Source organism: Cupriavidus sp. UME77, assembly GCF_014170355.1.
In the GTDB taxonomy this organism is placed as follows: domain Bacteria; phylum Pseudomonadota; class Gammaproteobacteria; order Burkholderiales; family Burkholderiaceae; genus Cupriavidus; species Cupriavidus basilensis.
The window spans coordinates 249,982-266,648 of record NZ_LZZU01000018.1; the positions used below are offsets into that span (position 1 = coordinate 249,982).

16 protein-coding genes are annotated in these 16,667 nt (G+C 62.6%); 11 read left to right on the plus strand and 5 right to left on the minus strand.

Annotated elements, in window-relative coordinates:
- Positions 1 to 406 precede the first annotated feature (406 nt).
- Positions 407 to 1,578, plus strand: a protein-coding gene (locus A9975_RS08585) for an IS3 family transposase (RefSeq protein ID WP_183032215.1) whose coding sequence is annotated in 2 segments (ribosomal slippage) — positions 407 to 671 and positions 671 to 1,578 — 1,173 coding nt in all. Because the reading frame shifts where the segments join, the coding sequence is not laid out codon by codon here.
- A gap of 290 nt (positions 1,579 to 1,868) precedes the next feature.
- Here the strand turns inward: A9975_RS08585 and A9975_RS08590 are convergent.
- The 3 genes from A9975_RS08590 to A9975_RS08600 form a co-directional block, all read right to left on the minus strand.
- A complete protein-coding gene (locus A9975_RS08590; protein ID WP_183032216.1) occupies positions 1,869 to 2,843 on the minus strand; it encodes a hypothetical protein in 975 nt (324 codons plus the stop codon).
- Positions 2,798 to 4,804, minus strand: a complete 2,007-nt coding sequence (locus tag A9975_RS08595; RefSeq protein WP_183032217.1) for a zinc-dependent metalloprotease family protein — start codon at positions 4,802 to 4,804, stop codon at positions 2,798 to 2,800. Before A9975_RS08595 ends, A9975_RS08590 begins: the two co-directional genes overlap by 46 nt.
- An 802-nt stretch (positions 4,805 to 5,606) precedes the next feature.
- Positions 5,607 to 7,043, minus strand: a complete 1,437-nt coding sequence (locus A9975_RS08600; RefSeq protein WP_183032218.1) for an MFS transporter — start codon at positions 7,041 to 7,043, stop codon at positions 5,607 to 5,609.
- 114 nt (positions 7,044 to 7,157) lie between these two features.
- Here A9975_RS08600 and A9975_RS08605 point away from each other — a divergent pair, with 114 nt between their 5' ends.
- The 3 genes from A9975_RS08605 to A9975_RS08615 all read left to right on the plus strand — a co-directional run bounded on the left by A9975_RS08605 (position 7,158) and on the right by A9975_RS08615 (position 9,261).
- Positions 7,158 to 8,030 (plus strand): helix-turn-helix transcriptional regulator, encoded by an 873-nt coding sequence (locus tag A9975_RS08605; RefSeq protein ID WP_183032219.1) that lies wholly within the window; start codon positions 7,158 to 7,160, stop codon positions 8,028 to 8,030.
- A 22-nt stretch (positions 8,031 to 8,052) separates the two neighbouring features.
- Entirely contained in the window at positions 8,053 to 8,316 is a 264-nt protein-coding gene (locus tag A9975_RS08610; RefSeq protein ID WP_183032220.1) for an oxidoreductase-like domain-containing protein, read from the plus strand.
- 84 nt (positions 8,317 to 8,400) lie between these two features.
- Positions 8,401 to 9,261 carry an NAD-dependent protein deacetylase gene (locus A9975_RS08615; protein ID WP_183032221.1) on the plus strand — a complete coding sequence of 287 codons (861 nt, stop codon included), beginning with the start codon at positions 8,401 to 8,403 and terminating at the stop codon, positions 9,259 to 9,261.
- Positions 9,262 to 9,267: 6 nt separating this feature from the next.
- On the opposite strand, the gene A9975_RS08620 is transcribed toward A9975_RS08615, so the two are convergent.
- Entirely contained in the window at positions 9,268 to 9,633 is a 366-nt protein-coding gene (locus A9975_RS08620; RefSeq protein ID WP_183032222.1) for a hypothetical protein, read from the minus strand.
- A gap of 402 nt (positions 9,634 to 10,035) precedes the next feature.
- On the opposite strand from A9975_RS08620, the gene A9975_RS08625 reads away from it, so the two are divergent.
- From A9975_RS08625 to A9975_RS08635, 3 genes are all read left to right on the plus strand, one after another.
- A complete protein-coding gene (locus A9975_RS08625) occupies positions 10,036 to 10,947 on the plus strand; it encodes a LysR family transcriptional regulator (RefSeq protein WP_183032223.1) in 912 nt (303 codons plus the stop codon).
- 182 nt (positions 10,948 to 11,129) lie between these two features.
- On the plus strand, positions 11,130 to 11,813 hold the full coding sequence (locus tag A9975_RS08630; RefSeq protein ID WP_370564174.1) for a hypothetical protein: 684 nt from the start codon (positions 11,130 to 11,132) through the stop codon (positions 11,811 to 11,813).
- A gap of 80 nt (positions 11,814 to 11,893) precedes the next feature.
- Positions 11,894 to 13,153 carry an MFS transporter gene (locus tag A9975_RS08635; protein ID WP_183032458.1) on the plus strand — a complete coding sequence of 420 codons (1,260 nt, stop codon included), beginning with the start codon at positions 11,894 to 11,896 and terminating at the stop codon, positions 13,151 to 13,153.
- 5 nt (positions 13,154 to 13,158) lie between these two features.
- Here A9975_RS08635 and A9975_RS08640 read toward each other — a convergent pair whose 3' ends face one another.
- Positions 13,159 to 13,869, minus strand: a complete 711-nt coding sequence (locus A9975_RS08640) for a GntR family transcriptional regulator (protein WP_183032224.1) — start codon at positions 13,867 to 13,869, stop codon at positions 13,159 to 13,161.
- 528 nt (positions 13,870 to 14,397) lie between these two features.
- Between A9975_RS08640 and A9975_RS08645 the strand changes: the two genes are divergently transcribed.
- The 4 genes from A9975_RS08645 (at position 14,398) to A9975_RS38520 (ending at position 16,603) form a co-directional block, all read left to right on the plus strand.
- Positions 14,398 to 14,832, plus strand: a complete 435-nt coding sequence (locus A9975_RS08645) for a transposase (RefSeq protein ID WP_183032225.1) — start codon at positions 14,398 to 14,400, stop codon at positions 14,830 to 14,832.
- A gap of 16 nt (positions 14,833 to 14,848) precedes the next feature.
- Positions 14,849 to 15,031, plus strand: coding sequence for a hypothetical protein (locus A9975_RS38515; RefSeq protein WP_370564247.1), 183 nt, complete (start codon positions 14,849 to 14,851; stop codon positions 15,029 to 15,031).
- The gene (locus tag A9975_RS08650; RefSeq protein ID WP_183032226.1) at positions 15,031 to 15,531 is read left to right on the plus strand and encodes a contact-dependent growth inhibition system immunity protein; all 501 of its coding nucleotides are present in this window, start codon (positions 15,031 to 15,033) and stop codon (positions 15,529 to 15,531) included. Before A9975_RS38515 ends, A9975_RS08650 begins: the two co-directional genes overlap by 1 nt.
- A 187-nt stretch (positions 15,532 to 15,718) precedes the next feature.
- Entirely contained in the window at positions 15,719 to 16,603 is an 885-nt protein-coding gene (locus tag A9975_RS38520; protein ID WP_183032227.1) for a PoNi-like cognate immunity protein, read from the plus strand.
- Positions 16,604 to 16,667: the final 64 nt, after the last annotated feature.

Genomic DNA, 16,667 nt, shown 5'->3' on the forward strand with positions numbered 1-16,667 from the left:
TCGCGGACGGGCCACGGTGCCCACCACGAAACCAGTGGGGGGTGAAGTAAGGTGCCGCTCGCGCCGGTACGGCAGGGCATCAAATGGCCGGGCGTCCGCCGTCAGAGACAAAACCACGAAACCACCAATGCAGGCAGGATCGTGGCGTTGCGCACCGCGAACGGCAGATGCCCGAACGCTCACCGAGCAAAGCGATCAGGGGCACCACCACGTAACCCATGGGTCATGCAATTGCGATGCCCTTTGAGCCGGTAAGGCGCGCCAGCCAACACTCCGGGCCGTACGACGCAACCACCGCCCCACATAAGCCTTATTGCTCTGCCCCCGGCAGGGCGGCTTGAGCTTCCCCCGAAATTTCGCCTTCCAAGAGGTGAGGTATAACCTCAACTAGTTGGAAGGAAGCGAAATGCGAAAGATACCGAAACAGGAATTCACTGCGGAGTTCAAGGAACAGGCGGTCAGGCAACTGCGTGCCGGGAAGACGACAGGAGAGCTGGCTGCGGAATTGGGCGTGTCTGATCAGACACTGCGCAACTGGCGCAAGGCCGCCGAGGCGGGCAAGCTCAATGGGGCCGGTGCCAAGCCTGTGACTCCTGAACAAATGGAGCTGTCGCGCCTGCGCGCGGAGAACAAGCGCCTGGCGATGGAGCTTGAAATCGCAAAAAAGGCAGCGGCGTACTTCGCGAGGGACCTTCTGTGAAGTACGCCTGGATCGAGCAGGAACGAGCCACATATCCGCTGGCGATTCTCTGTAATGTCCTGACGGTTAGTGTGAACGGCTATCGGGCCTGGAAGCGCGGCGGCACACCGTCGCGCAAGCGCCTGACCGATACGCAAATGATGGCGTTGATCCGCGCGACCCATGCCCAGCTCAAAGGCGCATATGGATCGCCACGCATGCTCCGGGAAATCCGTGCGCGAGGCTTCCCAGCCTCCAAGGAACGGGTCGAGCGGCTGATGCGCGAGAACGGCATTCGTGCCCGGCACAAGCGACGCTGGCGGGCAACGACGAATTCCAGGCACTCGCTGCCGATCGCGCCGAACCGACTGGAGCGCAACTTCACGCCCGCAGCGCCAAATCAGGTTTGGACGGCGGACATGACCTACATCTGGACCGACGAAGGCTGGCTGTATCTGGCCATCGTGCTTGACCTGTTCAACCGCGAAGTGGTTGGCTGGTCGATTCGGCCCCGGATGACGGCAGATATCGTGACAGATGCGCTGGCGATGGCTTGGTTCCGCCGCAAGCCCGCATCGGGATTGATTCACCACTCGGACCGAGGCAGCCAGTATGCTAGCCAGGCCTTCCAGGCCAAGCTGGTGGATTACGGCATGGTCTGCTCGATGAGTCGCAAAGGGAACTGTTGGGACAATGCCCCGAGCGAGAGCTTCTTCAACAGTCTGAAAAACGAGCGGGTGCATGGCCAGCGCTACGCCACGCACGAGCAAGCCAAAGACGATCTCTTTGACTACATCGAGATCTTTTACAATCGGAGCCGCCGACACTCCACGCTCGGCTATGTGTCCCCGGCCCAGTACCTCCGGGACTGGGAACACCCACGGGACATGGCGGCTTGACTCCCTTACCCTTGGAAGGCGAAAAACAAGGGGAACCTCAAGATCTTGCGCAGCCCATGTTTGTGGCAATGCGATGGTGCTGGCAAGCAGCAGACTCAGGCAAAAACGCCTTGCCCAGCGTTGTCGGACGGTGGTGACCATACGCTGCTCAAAAGTTCGCGGCCCCGGAATCCAGCGAGGTGTCGGCTTGACGCCTTCGGCTCGCGTCGGCTGCGAATCGTTACCGGCTGCTGGTTTGTTGTCCGGCTCGGGCGAGGGGATGCCTTGCGGGTCCATGGCGGCCATCTTGCTTACACGCCGCTCGTGAGCGGATGGGGCTCATCGGTCACCGTGTAACCCAAGTTGCGCAGCTTCTGCTTGACCAGCTCGCGCTGCTCCTTGGAATAGGTTACGTCGTCCTCGATCTTGAACGGCACGTCGATGTTCAGCGTCTTGACAAGGATGTTCAGCGCGTAGTCGCGGGCGCGTAGATAGCGCAGTTCTTCGGGCGTCATGGCCGATTCGCTGCCATCCGCGTTATAGCGGCGCAGTCCGATATCCTTGATCTCCATCGGGTCGTTCAGCACGGGGATCAGCACCGGCACGAACTTCGGCGTGCGCCAGGCGCGGAACTGGTAGAAGATCATGAGTGGGTCCTTTTTCCTGTCGCGGTTACCTGCACTCAACGCACGCGTCATCAGTTCCATACTGCCGGGGTCGTCCAGCAGCGCGAGGCCGAAGACCGCGCCGACGCGCACCCCGTAGTTTTTTGCCACTAGATAGGGCTTCAGATCGGCGATGCGCTGCTCCGGTGGCACGGGGATTTGCGCCATCGTGAGCAGGAGATCCCTGTCGCCTTCTTTTGCAGGTGGTCGCATCTGCCCCTTCAGAATAGGGTAAACCTCGGAACGAGGGTTCTCGATCAAGCCGAGTACGCTTGCTTGACCTCCTCCTTTACTAAAGCCTTGCGCCAGTAGCGTTGCCGATTCAAGCGTGGGAACTTTCCGCAGAAAGCCGTAGGCAATTTCCATTGCGGTACTGCTCGTTCTTGGATCGCTCACGATAGCGCGGACCTCCGGCACGATGGCATTCTGTTGCAGACGAACATAGGCATAAGCTTCATCCCACTGCTCGTGGTCGATCATTTGTGCCAGGCTTGGCATATTCGTTTGCTCCTGTATGACTTGATCTTGCGCAGCACACACCTGTGGTACCGCTACGGTGCAGCTGAGCAGCAGGCTCAGGCAAAGACGCCTTGCCCAGCGTTGTCGGACGGTGGTGACCATGCCGTTTTCTTCTCCGTTGACGATTCAGACTTGTTGAGTAGTGCGATCCCGCGTGCCGTGACAATTTCGGAATACTCCGGGGAGGACACAATCTTCGGCACCGTCTTGCAGCACAGCATCTTGCCGCCCACATACCAGCCATTGCCAACATCCTGTTGTCGTCCTCGTTGCCGGGTATTGGCGTCCAGTGGACCGATGCCGTTCAAACCGGTATAGACATACATCAGCATCCGGCGAGACCAGAAATCCTCCAGGTTGTGGCGTTCATCCCTGCCTTGAATTTGCACGTGAACATCGTCCCCCTTGGGGTTATGCGTTGCGGGGTGCCATAGTCCGAGAAAATGTCCGATCTCGTGGGCGAAAGTCTGGATGAGCTGATCCTGACTGGAAGGCTGGCCGCCATGCATCTGCTCGGCGGCCACCAGGGCGGTATTGCAAAGCCCCCAGCCAATGCCACTACCGATTGTGGATTCCACCACATACATGTTCAGATGCCTCGCCTTGCGATTCAGATTGGTCACCGCGGGGAACTCGTTCACTGCGGGTTGCCCGTTTTTGGCAGGCTTGACGGTCATCGCCCCTGCCTGCGTCAAGTCAATGGTGTCATTCAGCCATTGCTTGACCTCAAAGCGAACCCCCGCTGCCCGCCAGATGTCATTGATCTTGTTGAAGATGGGTTCAAGCTTTGGACGCTGAAGGGACGGAGGAACCCGTGGAATCTCCGGCTTGCCGGCCTGCCCGATGGACACAAAATGCACCGCCACAGCGACGTTGATGGGGTCGTAGACCTGCACAGCCAGGGTGTGTAGTAGCGGCCCGCTGGGACTGCCATAGTGCACTTCAATTGCGGCGTTCGTTCCTTCCGCTTTGTTGCGCAGACCAGCGATTCCCGTCAACTCGATCAGATCACCCGTCGCCTGACTGATCTTGACCGTGCTCTCATCCGTGCTGACGAAGCTCAGCGGCACGCTTGCCCCGACATGCAGGCGCAGCAGCAACAGGTCAATTCTCTGTCCAGCCATCAGGCTCACGATTGGCCCGTCATGCTCCCGGTAGCCGCGCTCGTCCAGTTCGGGCCTGCCCGGATGAAAGGTGGTCGATTCGTTGTACCGCACGAAACGCACCGGTACAAACCGGTGTCCATCGTAGATTTCGCGTGCCAGCGGCTTTGGTGACCGTCCCGGCGTGGCAGATCCGACTGTGCCTTTGTTTTTCGGTTGTGGCGGAGGCGGGACGGTACATGGCTCCATGGTGCCCGGAGGGGCGCTGCCGCCGCCCGCTGCCAGCTTGGCGACGAAGTCGGGGTGAAACTGCTTGACGTTGGAGCCAGTGAGGTCGCGGTGAAAGCCAAACACCTGCGACGGATCGATCTTGCTGCCAGCGAGTTCGTGCCGCTCAATTTCGCCATTGGGCTCGATGCCGCTGTCCACCTGAAAGCGCAGGATCGCGTCCTCGATTTCGATGTGGTCCAACTTGTCATCGGGAATCTGCGACACAGCCACTTGCCCGGGACGTACGGACCGATAAGGCTTGTCGTAGTAACCCAGCACCATCAGGCGACGCTTGGCACCCTGGATGCCCATCGTCGTTGTGCTGTCGGTCTTCTCGTCATCGCTGTAGTCACGCGCGGTCAACTGGATCAGCGTGCCAAGAATCTCCAGTTCGCCTGTGATGCCAGGTTGCAGGCCCGGCAAGAGAATCTTGCCGTTGGCCTCTGTCGTGCCTTCGCTATCCGTTTGTCCAGGGATGCGCAGTTTGTAGCTGAGGCCGGCCAGCCCGCGCTCGGCTTCAGTCCGGGAGATACCCGGGAACAGCTGGAAATAGATGCGCAATGGGCGCAGCGGTATCGCCACCTTGCACACCGCGCCGCCCGGCTTGAGGGTCAACTCAGGATACGATGCAGGCTGCGCGGGCGTTGTTGCGGGCGGCTTTTGCGAAGGATGTGTGGAATGGGTTGCCATAAGCGGTCTTATAGAATTTCAATCTTTACGGCTTCGCCGAACTCAGCTAGCTTGAGCGCAGTCTCCCCGTGCGCATTGGTCACGCCTTCGATGAGGCTGCCATCGGCGCGCGTAATGCGGTACCCGTGCAGGTAAGCTCCTTGATGTCAGGCGCCCTCGGGGCATTCCTGACACAATGCGAAAAAAACCAGGCCACCTTACGTGACTTGGGCTCCCGAAAAAAATCCGCTACTCCGATGCATTTAGCTTCACGAGCCTATCGACCTGGAAACGGGATGTCTATGAGACTATTCCGGAATTGAACCCAGACAATGCGTAGTAATGCGAAAATTACAGGGATTTTGGATGGCACTGCGAACAGGCATGCCGCCAATTCTGCTAGCCTTGCGGCTGCCCCATCCGGCCCGCCATTGGCGTGCAGATGCTAAGCTTTCAACAAAAAGTGAATCTGTAGTCTGCCCCGAATCCCTGAAGGATTAGATCGACAACCTCCACACCCTCTGGTGCCTTGGCGCCACACAGGAACATGGCGTCGAGGCGAACCATCGGATCAACCGTTCCTGCGCCATCACTGCCCTCAAGCCTGTCCTGTCAGCGGCGCTGCTCAGCTTGCCCTGGGCCAAGGCTGCTCTGAATGAGACCTTGCACTTGGTTGCACACGTACCCATCGCGTGCGACCGGATCGCGCTAAGCCACGTCCGCCTCGCCACAAACCTCATCGACATGCCGCCTACAAGACAAGGCTTGCTGAGGCTTAACTTGGGTGGATTGCCGCAAGCCCTCGCCCGGCGCGGGCGGCTGATCAGCGTGCGGCCTGGGCCGCGGCGTCCGGGCTTGCCACCGGCCGCGCCAGCGCAAACAGTAGCAAGGCACAGAGCAACGCCGCCGCCAGGTTATAGCCCATCGCACCGGCAAACGCGTGGGCATAGCGTTGCGCGCTGCCAATGCCGCCGTCGGCTTGCAGCGCCCGCTGGAAGAACATGCCAGCGATGGCGATGCCGAATGCGCCGCCGACTTGCTGCATGGTCGACACCACCCCGGACGCCATGCCGGCCTGCGTCTCCCGCGCAAGGCCGAGCACGAGATTGAGCAGCGGCGTCATCAGCATGCCCTGGGCCAGGCCGAACAGGATCAGCGCGGGCACCAGATGCCAGGGCACCAGCATGGCGCCTGCCGCCACCACCTGGAGCGTCAGGGCGGCGTGCGCCCCGGCGTAAAGCAAGGCCGCCACGGCGAGTACGGCGTTGCCGAAGCGTCCCACCAGCCGGGGCGCCCACATCGACGCGGCAACGAATCCCACGCTGGCCGGTGCGAACACGCTGCCGGCCAGCAGCGGGCCGACGCCCAGCCCGGCCTGCAACAGCAGGGCAAAACACAGGAAGAACGCGCTGGCCGTGGAGTACACCAGCAGCACCACCAGCGTGCCTAGGGCAAAGCGGCGCTGGGCAAACAGGGCCAGGTCCACCAACGGCGCGGGCCGGCGCCGTTCCACGCGCAAAAAGCCGGCCAGCAAGGCGGCGGCCAGCGCCAGCGAGGCAAAGGTCCAGCCCGGCCAGCCGCGCGCCGGGCCCTCCAGCAACGGCACCAGCAGCAGCGTCAGCCCGGCGCTGGCCAGCAGCACGCCGGGCCAGTCCAATCCGCTTGCGGGCGAGCCGGGCGCTGCGATGGCCCGCGATTCGGGGATGCGCCGCGCGCCCAGCATGGCAGCCGCGCCCACCGGGATATTGATCAGGAAGATCAGGCGCCAGCCGAGGCCAAACAGGTTGCTCTGCACCAGCAGGCCGCCCAGCACCTGGCCGGCGATGGCGGCCACGCCAAGCGTCATGCCGAGCAGGCCGAAGGCGCGGCGGCGTGCGGCATCGTCAAAGCTGACGCGGATCACGGCGTAGATCTGGGGGAACAGCAGCGCGGCGGCGCCGCCCTGCAGCACGCGCGCCGCGATCAGCAGCGCCGGAGTAGGGGCCATGCCGCACAGCGCCGAGGCCAGCGTGAAGCCCACCATGCCGAGCACGAACAGCCGCCGCCGGCCGTGGAGATCGCCCAGGCGGCTGCCGGTGATCAGCAGCACTCCGTAGGCCAGTTCGTAGGCCGCCACTACCGCGCCGACCTCGCCGAAGCTGGCGCCCAGGTCGGCCTGGATGGCGGGAATCGCCACATTGACCACGAACAGGTCGAAGACGGTGACAAAGCCGCCTAGCAACAGTACGAACAGCGCGGGCAAGTCGCTTGGAGAGGGCATGGGAGATCCTGGTGAACGCTCAGGCCCGCATTCTCAGTTGCCCGTTAAAGTATTACAATTTAACTGCTTATGCTATTACAACGGGTAACAGACTAACGCCATGCCGCTAACGCCATGCCGCCACGCACCCTAGACCGTACCCGCGCCGCGCTGGCGGACTTCCTGCGCCAGCGGCGCGAATGCATCTCGCCCGCGCAGGCGGGCCTGCCCAGCGCCGGCCGGCGCCGTACGCCGGGCCTGCGCCGCGAGGAGGTGGCGGCGTTGGCCGGCGTGGGCCTGACCTGGTACACCTGGCTGGAGCAGGGGCGCGAGATCGGCGTTTCGGCGGCGTTCCTGGAGAACCTGGCGCGCGTGCTCCGGCTGGACGCCGCCGAGCGGCGCCACCTGTTTCTGCTCGCGCACCAGCGCCCGCCGGCCGAGAGCGGGCGCACCTGGTGCACGGTGCCGCCGCTGGTGCGCCGGTTGATGGACGACCTGCCGCTGCGGCCTGCTTATGTGCTCAACCTGCGCTGGGATGTGCTGGCGTGGAACGCGGCGGCCGAGCGCGTGTTTGGCTTTGGCGCTTGCGCGCCGGGCCATCGCAATCTGCTGCGCATGATCTTTCTGGACCCGGCCATGCGCGAGCGCTTTGCCGGCTGGGAGGCACAGGCGCCACAGATGCTGGCGAGCTTTCGCCGCGACCTGGCGCGCGCACCGGACGATCCGACCCTGCTTGAGCTGGTGGACGAGCTGGAGCGCGCGGCGCCGGATTTCAGGCAATGGTGGCGCCAGCACGACGTGCAGGGCGTTTGCACCGGCATCCGCGCCTTGTGGCTGGATGCGGTGGGCACGGTGCGCTGCGAGCATGCCACGCTTACTGCGGACGAGGAGCGTCACCTGCGGCTGGTGGTCTATGCGGCGGTAGCGGGGGAGCCGGGCAGCGAGGCGTTCGAGGCATGGCTGGCCAGCGGCATCGGCAGCGATGCGCGCGCGCCGGCCGTATACTGATCGTGCAATTCATTTGGAGTCGATGGTGTCGGTAGAAAACCTGGCGTCCCCCACAGGACGCACCCCAGAATCGGCGACTACGCCAGAGCCGGCAGCGCAGGCATTGCCGCCCAAGCCCGTGGCGCCGCCCACGCCCGATATCAATGATTGCTGCGGCAATGGCTGCGATCCCTGCATCTTCGACCTGCACGCCGCGGCGATGGAGCAGTACCGTGCCGAGCTCAAGGCCTGGCTGGCGCTCGCCGGCCAGACGGCCGATGCTGGCACGGGTGGTCCCAGCTTCTGATCCGGCTGGCACGCCACACCTGACACGCAAGCACCACGCAAGTACCACGCAACCACCACGCACGTACCACACAAGGAGCCTGCCTTGACCGTCACCGACCGGAATATGCTGGCCGATCTCCACGCGTTCGTGCGGGACCATCCGCGCCTGCTGGTGCTGACGGGGGCCGGCATCAGCACCGATTCCGGCATTCCCGGCTACCGTGACGCGCAGGGCAACTGGCAGCGCACGCCGCCCGTGCAAGCGCAGGATTTCTTTCGCTCGCATGCGGTGCGCCAGCGCTACTGGGCGCGCAGCATGCTGGGCTGGCCGGTGCTTGCCAGCGCGCAGCCTAACGCCGCGCACTTCGCGCTGGCTCGGCTGCAAGCGGCGGGCTATGTGCGCCAGCTTGTCACCCAGAACGTGGACGGCCTGCACCAGCGCGCCGGCAGCACCGGCGTGATCGAGCTGCATGGCCATGTGGGCAGCGTGATCTGCCTGCAATGCGGCACGCGCCGCCCGCGCGCCTCGCTGCAGGCGCAGCTCGAAGCGGACAACCCGTCGCTAGCCGAACTGCGCGCGCTGCCGGCTTCCGATGGTGATGCGCATCTGGAACTGGCCAGCTTCGAGGCCGTGCACATTCCCGCGTGCGGGCATTGCGGCGGCGTGCTGAAGCCCGATGTGGTGTTCTTTGGGGAGTCGGTGCCGCGCGAGCGCGTGGATGCGTCCCTGCAGGCGCTGGATGAGTCGGATGCCTTGCTGGTGATCGGCTCGTCGCTCACGGTGTTCTCCGGTTACCGTTTCTGCCTGGCGGCGGAGAAGCTGGGCAAGCCGGTGGCGGCCATCAATCTTGGCCAGACCCGTGCCGATGCGCTGCTGGCGTTGAAGGTGGATGCCTCGTGCGCGGCTGCGCTGATGGACCTGGCCGGGCGGCTGGACTTGCCTGCGGGCGCCGCCGCCCGCTAAGCGCGCTCAGGGACCGCGCCGAGCCAGCGGATTGTCGGGGCCGGGCACAGGCAGCGCGCGCTGCGCATCGCCGGCACGCAGGGTATAGCCGTGCGTGGCGTCCGGCCCGCCGACGATCTGCAGGCCCTCGCGCAGCAGCCAGGCCCGGATCTGGGCTTCGGTGGCTTCCGGGTGAAACTGTGCGTGCAGGTTGCCGCCGCCGTCGCTGTGCGCCGGCAGTGGGGCGTTGTCGCTGTTGTAGCCTCCCACCCGCAGGCCGAATTGCAGCACCGCCAGCGTGGCGGCAACGAGGGCAAAGGGCTTGACCCAGCGAGCGCCGTTGGCGGGCTCGGCGGGCGGTGGTTGCGGGGTGGGACGTTGCCTTGGTTTCATCTCGTCCGTCTTGCTGCTGTTGCTGTTGCTGGCGACGCGGCATTGTAGCGTTTGGGGGTGATCAATAAAGCCCACGCTGGCGGGGAATACGGCCGGCGCCCGGCACTGGCTTGTGCGCGCTCGGCTTCAGCGAGCGCCACCCTTCGTCAGAGGGGGCTTGCCGCCGCCGGAAGGCATGAAAGCAAGCTAGGGAATCCCACTACAGCACTGGCGCGGATATTGCATAAAAATTCGCTGTTAATACTGTGAAATTTCACAAGGCGGACAAAATGCAAGTAGCGAGGCTGGCCAGCCCTGGCCGGGAGACGATTTGACGCGCCGCGCGCACTGCGGTGGGGCGCGGGTGGGGTGCGGTGGGTGCCATGAGTGCCGCAGGGGCGGTGCATGCGAAGGCCCGGCGCCATGAACACGCGCTTTGTCGAAGCCTTCATGTGGGTAGCGAGGCTAGGCAGCTTTCGCGCGGCGGCCGAGAAGCTGCACATCACCCAGGCGGCCATGTCCAATCGCATTGCCTCGCTGGAGCAGGAGATTGGCGCGCGCGTGTTCGAGCGCGAGGCGCGGGACCTGCGGCTCACGCCGGTAGGATTGCGCCTGCTTGGCTACGGCGAGCGGCTGCTGGAGTTGCAGCGGGAGATCATGGTGCTGGGGCGCTCTGGCCACGAGCTGTTGGGGCTGGTGCGCATCGGCGCCATCGAGAGCGTGGTGCATACCTGGCTGGTCGACTTCCTGCGGCACCTGCAATCATCCTATCCGGGCATCGAGGTGCAGATCACCTCCGAGACCACCGAAGGGCTACACAAGACCTTGCGCGCCGGCGGCATCGATATCGCCTTGCAGACGGACCCCGCAGTGGGCGAGGGCATCACCAGCACGCCGTGCCTGCCGATGGCGATCGGGTGGGTCGGGCCACCCGGTGCGGCGCAGCCCGATGAGGGGAAACTGGCCACGTTGCTGCAGCACCCGACCATCACCATGAGCCCGGGATCGCAGCCGCACGTGGCGCTCAAGGAGCTGTACCGCAAGGCCGGGCTGCCCGTTGGCAAGGTGCACTGCGTGAGCTCCATCGCGGCCATCGTGCGGCTGGTGAAGGCGGGCTTTGGCAATGCGCTGATGCCGCTGGCGCCGGTGCGCGAAGAGGTGGAGCGAGGCGAGCTGCGCGTGATCTGTTGCGATGTGCCGCTGCCGCACCAACGGCTGGTAGTGAGCCATCTCGACCATGCGGCGTCGGAGGCGATTCGCCTGGTGGCGGATCTGGCCTGCCGCGAATCGGATCGCTTTGTGCGTTCGTTGCCTGCACCGTTTGCGCCGGAGTGAAGCACGGCCGCGCGCCAGGCTGGTGCGCGAACGCGGCCGGATCGAACAGAAAAACTGATCGGAAACACGAAGAAAAACCCGTTTGTCGCGCACGGCGATCGCGCCGATCATCTTCTCACCGCTTTGTATTGGCGTGGCAACCGGAGAGTTTGATGAGCGAGATGTTTGCGACCGAAAGTTTGGTGACCGAAAGCTTGGCGACTGCGCGCGCGGCAGGCATGGCCCCGCAGGGCATGCTGTTTGTCGCGTCGAATGTGGATGCGGCCGACGAGGCCGATTTCAATCAATGGTACGACCGCGAGCACGTGGAAGAGCGCGCCCGCATCGAAGGCTTCATCTCCGCCGCGCGCTATGAAGCCGTGCAGGGCGGCCCCAAGTATCTCGGCCTGTATCGCACCGAGTCGCTCGGTGCCTTCACCTCCGCGGCTTACAAGGCGGCCTTTCGCCGCCAGACGCCATGGTCGGTGGCCAACCTGGACCGCATGCGCCAGCCGATGCGCCGCGTGAGCGAAGTCACCGCCACGGTCGGGCAGGGCACCGGCAGCTGGATTGCCGTGCTGCCGCTGGCGCAGCCGGAAGATCCGCTGGCACTGATCGACCTGGCGGGCGAGGTTGGCGGGCAACTGTCCGCGCAGCCCGGCTTTGTCCAGTCCTACCTGCTGATGCCCGATGCCGAGCTAAGCCAGCCGTTGCCCAGGGAGAGCCTGGCCGGCCGGCAACTGCTGCCCATCCTGGTGATCGAGAGCAGCGCCGAAGCCGCGAGCGAGCAGGCGCTGCAGGAAGCGGCAAGGCGTCTTGGCGCATCGATGCAGCAGGCCGCACGCTACGCGTTGAAATGGAAGCTCTTCTCCGGGGAGGTGGCGTGATGACCAACGCAAGCACGATTTCCAGCACGCAGGGCGCCGCGGGCACGCTCGATGCGCTCACCCACGCCGCCAAGCCCAGGATGGGCCGGCTGGCCGCGGCCAGCACCATCGGCACCACGCTGGAGTGGTACGACTTCACCGTCTACAACCTGATGGCCGCGCTGGTGTTCAACGCGGTTTTCTTCCCGTCGTTCGATCCGCTCACGGGCACGATCCTGGCGTTTTCCACCTATGCGGTGGGCTATGTCTCGCGCCCGCTTGGCGGCGTGCTGTTCGGGCATCTGGGCGACAAGCTCGGCCGGCGCTTCGTGCTGGTCGCCACGCTGATCCTGATGGGCGTGGCCACGGGCCTGATGGGCCTGCTGCCCACTTACATGTCGTGGGGCATCTGGAGCCCGATCCTGCTGGTGGCGCTGCGCTTCGCGCAAGGCGCGGCAATCGGCGGCGAATGGGCTGGCGCGGTCTTGCTGTCGATGGAGCACGGCGAGCAGCACCAGCGCGGGCGCAATGCATCGTTCACGCAGGTGGGGCCGTCGTGTGGCACGCTGCTGGGCACCGGCTTTATCGCCGTGGTGTCGCTGTGGCTGAGCCCGGAAGATTTCCAGGCGTGGGGCTGGCGCGTTCCGTTCCTGTCGAGCGTGCTGCTGGTGCTGTTCGGGCTGTGGCTGCGCAAGGGCGTTGAGGAAACCCCGCTGTTCAAGGAGATGGAAGCGCGCAAGAGCACGGCCAAGACGCCGATCAAGGAAGTGTTCGTGGATCACTGGCGGCGCCTGCTGGTGGCCGGCGGCGTGCGCATCGGCTCCGACGTGCTTTATGCGCTGGTGGTGGTCTTCACGCTGACCTACGTGACCAGCGTGCTGCACCTGTCCCGGCCGCTGGCGCTGACCGCGACCATGATCGGCGCGGCGTGCAACGCCATCGCGGTGCCCTTGTTCGGCAGCCTGTCGGACAAGCTCGGCCGCCGCCCGGTGTACATCGCCGGGGCCTTGCTGGGCGTGGTGTGGGCCTTTGTGTTCTTCCGCCTGATGGACAGCGCGCAGCCGCTGCAGATCTGCGCCGCGGTGGTGGTCGGGCTGATCATCCACGCCATGATGTACGGCCCGCAGGCGGCCTTCGTGACCGAGCAGTTCCCCACGCGGGTGCGCTACGCCGGGTCATCGCTGGCCTATACGCTGGCGGGCATCGTGGGAGGCGGCTTTGCGCCGCTGATCATCGCCAGCCTGTACAAGTCGTATGGCTCGACGCTGGCGATCTCGCTGTATGTCAGCGCCGCGGTGGCGCTGACGCTGGTGGCGCTGCTGGTGGCGCGGGAAACCGCGAAGAAGCCGCTCGAAAGCTGATTCGGCTAGCCCTCGAGCGCCGTCGCGAAGACCGTTTCGCGGCGGCCCTGCAGCAGCGCCTGGCGAAAGGAGAGCACATGGGCCGTGACCGCGCTGGCCGCTGCCGCGCCGTCGCCGTCGCGCAGCGCCTTCAGGATGGCGCGGTGCTCGGCGCCGACCTCGGCCAGGTGCCCTTCGGACGACAGCGAAATGGCCCAGAAGCGCTGCGAGCGCGCGTGCAGCACCTTGAGGATTTCGATCAGGATCGGGTTGCCCGAGACCTGCGCGATTTCCTCGTGGAACAGGCGGTCCAGGTTGGTCACCTCGGGCAGGTTGCGCTGCGCCACGGCATCTTCCACCTGGCTCAGCAGGCTTTCGAGCTTGTGCAGGCCGGCGGCGGTGATGCGCTCGGCGGCCAGCCTGGCGCACAGCGTTTCGTTGGCCAGGCGCACGTCGATCAGGTGCAGCGCATCGTCGATGGACAGTGGCGAGACCACCACGCCCTTGCGCGGCAGGATCTGGACCAGCCCTTCGTTGGCCAGCCGGTGCAGCGCCTGGTTGATGGGCGTGCGGCCAAGGTCAAGATCGTCGATCAGGGTGGAGATGTTGAGATGCTCGCCGGGGCGGTAGACCAGCGTGGTCAGCCGCTCCCGCAGGCCGGCATAGGCCAGCTCATTCTGCGATGGTTCTTCGGTCCTGGCCCGGGCGCGCGATGTGCCGGCGCTACGGCGATCCACTGATGGCAAAACTCTCTCCCGACAACACGGCAACGCGTGCAAGGGCGATATCGTACTACCAAAAGCAGGCGCGAACGCCCGGGCCTTGTGCTCACTGCGCCTGGCGGTGACGACAACGTCTTTCCAGGTGGATTTGCCGGCGCCCGTGGCGATAACCCTTGCCAGCGCATTCTCTCGCTCCCACGCCCCCCCGGATGTGCAGGCACGAACTGCCTTACGGCCAAACATCAAATCAGGTTGGGAAAATTCTCACCAATTTCGAGAAGTTTCCTACACACGCTGCGGTTTGAAGCGCGAACACTCCAGGTTTGGTTGCACTTGTCCGCTCAGATGCCTGAGCGGACAAGTGCAACTTCTCTGGCCCGCCGTAGGCGGTAGCCAAGGAGATAGCCAGGCGGCAGGAGTTGACGTTGGAGGCGGTGTACGAGAGGCGCTATCGTTGGTTGGACAAAGGCATCAGGGCTGTCGGACGCGCCGCGTAGCGGTGCGCCGTCGAAGCTGTCGCCGGAGCCGGTTGAGCAGTTGAAGATGTGGGCGACGCAGGAGGCGCTGACGGCTGCGGAACTGCTGGCACGACTCGAAGCGAGGTTCGGGATTCGAGTTCATCGCAATACGCTGACAGGGCTGCTGGTCGAACACGTTGGCAAGCCGCTGACCGTGATTCTCGACAGTGCTTCGGTCCACACGGCTCGTGCACTGCGGCCTTATCTCCGGCCGCTACCGAAAGGCTTGACGTTGTATTTGCTGCCACCGTATAGCCCGGAGCTCAATCGCATCGAGAAGCTCTGGCACAAGATGAAATACGAGTGGCTGGCCTTCAAAGCCCGCGACACCAAGGTCCTTGAAGCTGATGTCGAGGTAATCCTTCAGGGATTCGGGGCCGACTACGGCTTTCACTTTTTGTTGAAAGCTTACTGCCGCATCCGTTTGCCAGAAAAAATCAAATATTATTGGTCAAGTTAACCTTTATGTGGATCAGGTGGTCAACTATACTGGCCGTGGGGTAAGAAGCGGGTTTCAGCTGACAAGCGAGAGTATAGTGGAAAAAACGCAGTTGGCAGTTCCAGTCAGTATCAAATCAGAACAAACGGCTGCTATTGCTCGGTCGATTAAATATGCTGAGCCGCATAATATTCAAATAATTTTGACTAGGGTGAATTGATGAAACTGTTTGATGGATATGCTGCAGCTTATTTTCATCGCGATTTCTTTCGTATAGATGCAATGTCTCAGGGTCTGCTTAACTATGCCGATCCTGATGTCCCACCTTTCTACTTGGAAAATGATGTCAATGACGAAACACTAGGACGTACGTTGAGGGTCGCGTGGGGAGCAGGAAAAAAAGTGAGTGTGGATGAGTTTCAACAGATTTACAAATCAGGTGCTGTGCAAGAATCTGGGAGGGAAAGAGATGCTTTTGCTATCAAGAAATACGGCTATAAATCTCAGCGGGAGATGGGTAAGGGTATGGATTGCTGTTGGATACGGGTCTTGAACGGTAACGTAGAGATAAAGCCAACCCATCACAATCGTGTTGATGGTTATACGGGAATCTCAAATGATAGCTCAGAGCTTATTAACTTGCCTGACTCATCATCGGATCAAGAAATCGGTATAGCATTGCGAGAGGGGTTCAGACGTTGCGCCAGTATATATCGATGATTTTGTCAGAAGGGGTGGTATTTTCTCCAGTAACCAAGGTGGTAAAGCACGGTTATAACGGATGTGTAGTCAGACTTCGGAGTATTGAGGGGGAAGGCGCGACAAGGATTAGCCGGCAACCACTGCCAGCAGACCGGTAGCCACGTGCTGGCGCCCAAAGGGGGTATCGATATCTTGGAGACCTAAAGTGATTAGAGACACAAAGGGTACAGTTGAGTATTGGGATGAGGCGGTCGATTTCTCCGAGCGGACAATTGATCGTTTCACTATGGAGTCCCTGTCCCTATCGGGGGATCCGGAATATCGCCCGCAGTTCCTGTTTGAAATTGTCAAAGAATATTATCAGTTGATGCTCGAGAGATATTCGCGGGGCGATGCGCCTCAGGAGTTAGCTCAGTACTTTCTGCCACTCCTGAGTTTTTGGGAGGATTCCGAGCGATTGGGCCGTACAACGTGGACGACTCAGCAGTGCAATACGCGACATTCATGGTCATTGAATCTTGATCACTATATAGTCTGCTTTTGGTTGGTTGGGTTGGCATTAGTACTAGATATTCCAGGCGACCAATGGCAGCGACTTATTGTCTTGATTGGTAATGACGGCGAGGATGCACTACTTGATCGGGTCATAGCGACACGACAGTTAGATCGCAAGATCGGAACGAAAGTCTGCCAGGCAAGTCCTTATGCCAGATTGTTGGAAGCCATTGAGGCACCGCCGAGTAAACAGGCCAACCTCTTGAGAGAGTTCGTACAGCATTGGTATGAGGAATTGCATCGCTCACCAAAGAGGCCAGGACTGTCAGGAGCTACCGCAGTATATGATCGTCCGTATTGGTACACCCTCGGAGACAAACAACTGGAAGACAGCGGATATTTTGGGCGCTGGTGCATCGAGGCTGTTGCTGTCGCCAAGGCATTCGGTATAGACGACACCCTCTGCCTTGATCATCCCAACTACCCCGGCGATTTGCTGATGGATGGTCGCAGCCCTCGGTATCCTGATGCGGTAGCTGCAGAACAGCCAAGTGCTCCTACGCGAGGGTGGTTACAGCGCCTGCTCGGCAAGTGAACTATTGCCAATGGTCGTACGGAAACTCTCCCCCTTCGAGATACTGGCAATCCAGTATCTGCAT